This window comes from Mycobacterium sp. AT1 (assembly GCF_002043095.1).
Classification (GTDB): domain Bacteria; phylum Actinomycetota; class Actinomycetes; order Mycobacteriales; family Mycobacteriaceae; genus Mycobacterium.
Genome location: NZ_MVOC01000077.1, coordinates 41,179 through 47,628, shown reverse-complemented (window position 1 = coordinate 47,628; position 6,450 = coordinate 41,179). Strand labels below are relative to the sequence as shown.

Genomic DNA, 6,450 nt, shown 5'->3' with positions numbered 1-6,450 from the left:
GTCATCACCGACGACACCCTGCTCGGCGGAGACCAGGCCGCGGCCCGCGTCCCCGGCTACGGACCCATCCCCGCCACGGTGGCGTGCCGGCTGGTCGCCGACGCCGCCGGTGACGAACAATCCACGGCGACGCTGCGCCGGTTGTACCGCCACCCCGACTCCGGCGCCCTGATCGCGATGGAATCGCGGGCCCGGGCCTTCCCAAAAGGTCTGACCCGGTTCATCACCGTGCGCGACGACACCTGCCGCACCCCGTACTGCGACGCCCCGATCCGCCACACCGACCACGCCGTCGACCACGCGACCGGCGGACCCACCACCGCCGTCAACGGAAGGGGCACCTGCGCGGGGTGCAACTACGACAAACAGGCGCCAGGCTGGAAGGTAAGCAACCACCGCGACCGCGACGGCACCCACACCTGCGACGTCGTCACCCCCACCGGCGCCCGCCACCACTCCACCGCACCACCGCTACCCGGGCGGCCCGGCCATCGCCGCAGCATCGTCGAAGTCGCCTTCGCCGACGAACTCGCCTGGCACAACGCCGCCTGAGGACGCCTCATACTGATCGGGTGAAGGACAAGGATTCGGCCGGACGCGGGACAGGCCCAAGCGACAAGACGTGCATGGGCAGCGGCAAGCCGTGGACGGTCGACATCGCGGGCAAGCCAATCTGCCCTCGCTGCCGTCGCGCGCTGTCGACCGTCGCCGGTAAGGGTAGAACGGTCACCAACACGCCGAAGGTGCCCCGGCACGAACGACCGGGACGCCGCCAGCTCTAGATCCAGATGCCCTTGCCGACGGCCACGACGCCACCGGCACTGATCGCGAACCGTTCGCGATCGCGCTCCAGATCCACCCCGACGTGCTCACCCGGTCCGACCACGACGTTCTTGTCGAGGATCGCGTGGCGCACCACGGCACCCCGTCCGATGCGTACGCCGGGCATGATCACGCTGCCCTCGACGATGGCGCCGTCGTTGATCACCACGTTGGACGACAACACCGAATTGCGCACCGACGCGGCCGACACGATGCTGCCCGCCCCGACGACCGACTCCTGCGCCGAGCCGCCGTTGACGAACTTCGCCGGCGCCAGGTTCTCCGGTTCGCCCCGGATCGGCCACCGCCGGTTGTACAGATTGAAGATCGGGTGGACCGACACCAAGTCCATGTGCGCGTCGTAGAAGGCGTCCAGCGTCCCGACGTCACGCCAGTAGCCGTGATCGCGCTCCGTCGAACCGGGCACCTCGTTGTCGTTGAAGTCGTAGACGGCGGCCTGACCATCGGCCACCAACCGCGGGATGATGTCGCCACCCATGTCGTGGTCGGAATCGTCGTCGTCGGCGTCGGCCCGGATCGCGTCGACGAGCACCTTGGTGGTGAAGATGTAGTTGCCCATCGACGCGAACGTCTGCTCGGGATCGTCAGGCGTCCCCGGCGGGTCGGCCGGCTTCTCGACGAACGCGCGGATCAGTCCGGATTCGTCGGCGTCGATGCAGCCGAACGCCGTCGCCTCCGCGCGCGGCACCCGAATTCCTGCGACCGTCGCGCCAGCTCCACTCTCGATGTGGAACTGCAACATCTGCTCGGGGTCCATCCGATAGATGTGATCGGCACCGAACACGACGACGTAATCGGGGTCCTCGTCGTAGATCAAGTTGAGCGACTGCAGGATCGCGTCGCCCGAACCCGTGTACCACCGCGGACCGAGCCGCTGCTGCGCCGGCACGGGAGTGATGTACTCGCCGGCAAGCCCCGATAATCGCCAGTTCTGCGAAATGTGACGGTCCAGCGAATGCGACTTGTATTGCGTCAGTACGCAGATCTTCAAGTAGCGAGCGTTGACCAGATTCGACAGGACGAAGTCGATGAGCCGATAGGCGCCGCCGAAGGGAACCGCGGGCTTGGCCCGATCCGCGGTCAGCGGGTATAGCCGCTTGCCTTCGCCGCCTGCCAAGACGATACCCAAAACGGTTGGCAGTTCCCTCATGCGTCAAACCTATCGGCCCTTAGGGGTCGCGGCTAGCCATTCACGCTATTCGGACACGATTGGCCAAAGTGTGTCGGATTGTCAGTCAAGACAATTGGGTCCGACTCGCGCACTGCGCCGCGGCGGTGAACTACCGTCGTGCACATGCGAGTGGCGATGATGACACGGGAGTACCCACCGGAGGTCTACGGCGGCGCGGGAGTACACGTCACCGAGCTGGTTGCCCAACTCAAGAAGATGTGCGACGTGGACGTGCACTGCATGGGCGCACCGCGACCGGGTGAGCCGGACGTCCACGTTGCGGCGGCGGACCCCGCCCTCAGCGGTGCGAATCCGGCCCTGACGACGCTGTCGGCCGACCTGGTGATGGTCAACGCCGCGGCCGGCGCGACCGTCGCGCATTCGCACACGTGGTACGCCGGGCTCGCCGGCCATCTCGCGGCGATGCTGTACGGCATCCCACACGTCCTGACGGCGCACTCCCTGGAACCGATGCGGCCCTGGAAGGCAGAACAACTCGGCGGCGGGTACCGGGTGTCGTCGTGGGTGGAGCGCACGGCGGTCGAGGCGGCCGACGCGGTCATCGCGGTCAGTTCGGGCATGCGCGAGGACGTGCTGGCCACCTACCCCGCCTTGGACCCCAACCGTGTTCACGTCGTGCGCAACGGCATCGACACCGAGAAGTGGTACCCCGACACGGACGCAGCGACGGGCACGCTCGCCCGCATCGGCGTCGACCCGACCCGGCCCATCGTGGCGTTCGTCGGTCGCATCACGCGGCAGAAGGGCGTTGCCCACCTGGTCGCCGCCGCGCACGCTTTCGCGCCAGAGGTTCAACTGGTGCTGTGTGCCGGTGCGCCGGACACCCCCGAGATCGCCGCAGAGGTGGGGGGCGCGGTGGAGAAGCTGGCCGCCTCACGCGACGGCGTCTTCTGGGTGCAGGAAATGTTGCCGACCGACCAGATCCGCGAAATATTGTCCGCGGCAACGGTCTTCGTGTGCCCGTCGGTCTACGAACCACTGGGCATCGTCAACCTCGAGGCGATGGCGTGTTCGACGGCCGTCGTCGCCTCCGACGTCGGAGGCATTCCCGAGGTCGTCGTCGAGGGCGAGACGGGCCTGTTGGTGCACTACGACCCCGCCGACGAGGAGGGCTTCGAGACCCGACTTGCCGACGCCGTCAACGCGTTGGTCTTGGATCCCGACCGGGCGGCCCAGTACGGCCGCACCGGCCGTCAGAGGTGTATCGACGAGTTCTCGTGGGAGCGCATCGCCGAGCAGACCCTCGAGATCTACCGGATGGTGTCCAGCTAGCCGAACACCGGTGCGGCAGCTACGCGGTGACGTTCTTCAGTTCGTCGCCGAGTGCTGCGGCTTCATCCGGAGTCAATTCGACGACGAGACGTCCACCACCCTCCAGTGGTACTCGCATCACGATGCCCCGCCCCTCCTTGGTTGCTTCCAGAGGACCGTCGCCGGTCCGGGGCTTCATCGCCGCCATCGAGTGCTCCCTTCCGAATGGTCCGTTCCGCGTCCGCGAAACGGGTCGGGGCCAAGACTGCCCACTCGGCGACAGCACTCGGCACTGAACTGATCTTTCAACCATTGTTCCCTATACCGGCCAGTCGATGTGCAAAGACCCGACTTAGGACCCGACTTAGGCGGTCGCCGAGATGGCTGGAACCCAACACGACGCCAGGTGGTCGTCGACCATTCCGGTCGCCTGCATCAGCGCATATGCCGTCGTCGGGCCGACGAATTTGAAGCCGCGACGCTTCAGTTCCTTGGCCATCGCGGTGGACTCGGGAGTGACGGCGGGCACCTCGGACATGGCGCCGGGGCGCGGTCGCGGCTCGGGAGCGAACGACCACAGCAGTTCGCTCAGACCGACGTCGAGATCCGCGATCGCCCGCGCATTGGCGATGGTCGCCTCGATCTTGGCGCGGTTGCGCACGATCCCGGCGTCGGCCATCAACCGCTCGACGTCCCCGTCGCCGAAGCGGGCGATCTCGTCGGCGTCGAAGCGCTGGAAGGCCCGCCGGAAGTTGTCCCGCTTGCGCAGGATGATGAGCCACGACAGACCGCTCTGGAACGCCTCAAGCGTCATCCGCTCGAACAGTTCACGATCACCGCGCAGGGGCTGGCCCCATTCGGTGTCGTGGTAGTTGCGGTACAGCACAGAGTCGTCGGTTGCCCAGCGCTCACCGCTGAAATCCGCCCAGCTGCAACGAGTTCGACCGTCGCTCATGGCACGTGCGTCTCGGACTCGGCGGCGGTGTCGGAATCCGGCACGAAGTCGTCGACTCCGTAGGCAGCGCGGAGGGCGGCCACCTGGCCGCGTAGTTGGTCGACTTCCTGGCCGAGCCGGTCCAGCGCCCAATCCACCTCGGCGGCCTTGTAGCCGCGCAACGTCTGGGTGAACTTCAGGGCCTCGACGTCGGCACCGGTGATCTCCGACGCCGGCAGCATGGTTGCCGTGGTGGCGCGCGGCAGCGGGGGCAACCGCTCCCCGCGCCCAAACAGCACGCTGCCGACGCCGAACAGCACGACGGCGACCAGGATCAGTACCACCAGATACAGCAGTATCAACGTCACGACGTCGATACTGCCTGACCGCTATGACAGAGGCATCAGCGAGGGCGCAGCGTCGCCATCGGTGGCCGGTCAGCCAGGGACACCGTGGAGGTGCGGGCGGTGTAGTCCTCGCCGTCGGCGAAGAACTGGGTGAGGCCGACGCCGGAGTCCGGCACCCCGCAGCGGGACAGCAGCGTGGCAATCACCTGACGGCTCATCGCGGCCAGCTCGGTCAGCGGCCGGTTGCGGTGGGTGCGCACGCCGAGGTTCACCTGGGCGATGGCATCCAAACCGAGACGGTCGTAGGTGTCGATCAGCAGCCCGATCTCGACGCCGTACGCCGGCGCGAACGGCAGCGCCGTCAGCAGTTCGCGAGTACCCGCGTACTCGCCACCCAGGGGTTGGAGCAAGCAGGTCAGCTCTGGGCGCAGCGCGGCCAGCAGCGGCCGCGCGACCAGCTCGGTGACCCGGCCACCGCCGTTGGCGTCCTCGCTGCCGCTGACCTTGAGCGGTCGACGGTAGAAGCCCTTGACCAGATGTACGCCGTCGGTGGTCAGCAGCGGGCCGAGCAGCTTCGGCACGAACATCGGATCCGGGTCGATGAGGTCAGAGTCGACGAAGACGACGAGGTCACCGGTGGTCGCAGCGAGCGATCGCCACAACACCTCCCCCTTGCCGGGCTGCGGAGCGACTTCCGGCAGCGCGGCCTCGCGACTGACCACCCTGGCTCCGGCGGCGACCGCACGGATCTCGGTGTCGTCGGTCGAGCCGGAATCGAGGACCACGATCTCGTCGACCAGTCCGCCGAGCAGTGGCGTGATGGTGTCGACCACCGAGGCGACGGTCTCCTCCTCGTTCAACGCGGGCAGCACCACCGAGATGGTCCGGCCGGCCTTGGCCGCTTCGAGCTCGGCGACGGTCCACTGCGGCCTGCGCCACGTGTGATCGGTCAGCCAACGATGTCCCGCGATGGCCTCAACGGCGTCGAGTTCAGGTGTCAAGCTCATGCCAGTCCCCTTACGGTCCGCGTCGGTGGACGCACGCCCTGGATCGACGCGACCATTTCCAGGACGCGTCGAGTGGACCCCACCTCGTGGACTCGGAACATGGCTGCCCCCGCCTGCGCGGCGAGCGCGGTCGCGGCCAGAGTTCCCTCGAGGCGTTCGGTCAAGCCCACTCCCAGAGTCTCCCCGACGAAATCCTTGTTACTCAGGGCCATCAGGACAGGCCATCCAGTGTTTACAAGGTCTTTTACATGGCGCAACAAACTAAGACCATGGTGAGTGTTCTTACCGAAATCGTGCGTCGGATCGACGAGAACCGCGTCCCTGGCTACGCCCGCGGCGACGGCGCGTTCGGCCGCCGAGGTGACCTCGGCGATGACGTCGTCCACGACGCCGCGTTCGGACAATCCGTAGTTGACGCGGAACGGTCGCGTCCGAGGGACGGCCCCGCCGGTGTGTGAGCACACCAACCCGGCGCCGAACTCGGCGGCGACGTCGACGAGTCCGGGATCGGACCCACCCCAGGTGTCGTTGATGATGTCGGCCCCGGCCGCACACGCCTGCTTTGCGACGGCCGCCCGCCAGGTGTCGACGCTGATCAGCTGGTCAGGGTAGGCGCCGCGGAGCCACTCGATGAACGGCACGACGCGAGCGATCTCCTCGTCGGCGTCGACCACGTCCCCGGGGCCGGCCTTCACGCCGCCCACGTCGACGACGTCGGCACCCTCCTCAACCACCCGATGCACGGCCTCCTTGGCGGCCTCGTCGGTGAAGTTGGCCCCGCGGTCGTAGAACGAATCGGGGGTCCGGTTGACGATCGCCATGATCATGGCGCGATCACCCGCCACGGGACGGCCCAGAAACGTCGCCTGCATGCCT

Annotated in this window: 8 protein-coding genes and 1 pseudogene; 3 read left to right on the top strand and 6 right to left on the bottom strand. The window is 67.4% G+C overall.

The window, feature by feature from the left end; genetic code table 11:
• Together B1790_RS34840 and B1790_RS34485 are read left to right on the top strand one after the other, a co-directional pair.
• Positions 1 to 552 (top strand): annotated as a pseudogene (locus tag B1790_RS34840) (HNH endonuclease); the annotation flags it as partial.
• Between the two features lie 20 nt (positions 553 to 572).
• Positions 573 to 782: a hypothetical protein gene (locus B1790_RS34485; protein WP_142271596.1), complete on the top strand. Its 210-nt coding sequence runs from the start codon at positions 573 to 575 to the stop codon at positions 780 to 782.
• Here B1790_RS34485 and glgC read toward each other — a convergent pair.
• The gene (gene glgC / locus B1790_RS31020; RefSeq protein ID WP_079927118.1) at positions 779 to 1,993 is read right to left on the bottom strand and encodes a glucose-1-phosphate adenylyltransferase; all 1,215 of its coding nucleotides are present in this window, start codon (positions 1,991 to 1,993) and stop codon (positions 779 to 781) included. The two genes, B1790_RS34485 and glgC, sit on opposite strands and share 4 nt — an antisense overlap.
• A gap of 144 nt (positions 1,994 to 2,137) precedes the next feature.
• On the opposite strand from glgC, the gene glgA reads away from it, so the two are divergent.
• Positions 2,138 to 3,307: a glycogen synthase gene (glgA, locus tag B1790_RS31015; RefSeq protein ID WP_142271595.1), complete on the top strand. Its 1,170-nt coding sequence runs from the start codon at positions 2,138 to 2,140 to the stop codon at positions 3,305 to 3,307.
• Positions 3,308 to 3,326: 19 nt separating this feature from the next.
• Here glgA and B1790_RS31010 read toward each other — a convergent pair whose 3' ends face one another.
• The 5 genes from B1790_RS31010 to folP all read right to left on the bottom strand — a co-directional run bounded on the left by B1790_RS31010 (position 3,327) and on the right by folP (position 6,446).
• On the bottom strand, positions 3,327 to 3,494 hold the full coding sequence (locus tag B1790_RS31010; protein WP_069392118.1) for a DUF3117 domain-containing protein: 168 nt from the start codon (positions 3,492 to 3,494) through the stop codon (positions 3,327 to 3,329).
• A gap of 156 nt (positions 3,495 to 3,650) precedes the next feature.
• Positions 3,651 to 4,241 (bottom strand): DNA-3-methyladenine glycosylase I, encoded by a 591-nt coding sequence (locus tag B1790_RS31005; protein ID WP_079927117.1) that lies wholly within the window; start codon positions 4,239 to 4,241, stop codon positions 3,651 to 3,653.
• The gene (locus tag B1790_RS31000) at positions 4,238 to 4,588 is read right to left on the bottom strand and encodes a DivIVA domain-containing protein (protein WP_079927116.1); all 351 of its coding nucleotides are present in this window, start codon (positions 4,586 to 4,588) and stop codon (positions 4,238 to 4,240) included. The genes B1790_RS31005 and B1790_RS31000 overlap by 4 nt, the downstream gene beginning before the upstream one ends.
• A gap of 35 nt (positions 4,589 to 4,623) precedes the next feature.
• Positions 4,624 to 5,574, bottom strand: coding sequence for a glucosyl-3-phosphoglycerate synthase (locus B1790_RS30995; protein ID WP_079927115.1), 951 nt, complete (start codon positions 5,572 to 5,574; stop codon positions 4,624 to 4,626).
• Complete coding sequence (folP, locus tag B1790_RS30990) at positions 5,571 to 6,446, bottom strand: dihydropteroate synthase (protein ID WP_079927114.1); 876 nt, start codon at positions 6,444 to 6,446, stop codon at positions 5,571 to 5,573. Before folP ends, B1790_RS30995 begins: the two co-directional genes overlap by 4 nt.
• Positions 6,447 to 6,450 lie beyond the last annotated feature (4 nt).

Coding starts and splice junctions, on each gene's coding strand:
- glgC (WP_079927118.1), bottom strand. CDS start 1,993: ATGAGGGAACTGCCAACCGTTTTGGGTATCGTCTTGGCAGGCGGCGAA.
- B1790_RS30995 (WP_079927115.1), bottom strand. CDS start 5,574: ATGAGCTTGACACCTGAACTCGACGCCGTTGAGGCCATCGCGGGACAT.
- B1790_RS31005 (WP_079927117.1), bottom strand. CDS start 4,241: ATGAGCGACGGTCGAACTCGTTGCAGCTGGGCGGATTTCAGCGGTGAG.
- B1790_RS31010 (WP_069392118.1), bottom strand. CDS start 3,494: ATGGCGGCGATGAAGCCCCGGACCGGCGACGGTCCTCTGGAAGCAACC.
- glgA (WP_142271595.1), top strand. CDS start 2,138: ATGCGAGTGGCGATGATGACACGGGAGTACCCACCGGAGGTCTACGGC.
- folP (WP_079927114.1), bottom strand. CDS start 6,446: ATGCAGGCGACGTTTCTGGGCCGTCCCGTGGCGGGTGATCGCGCCATG.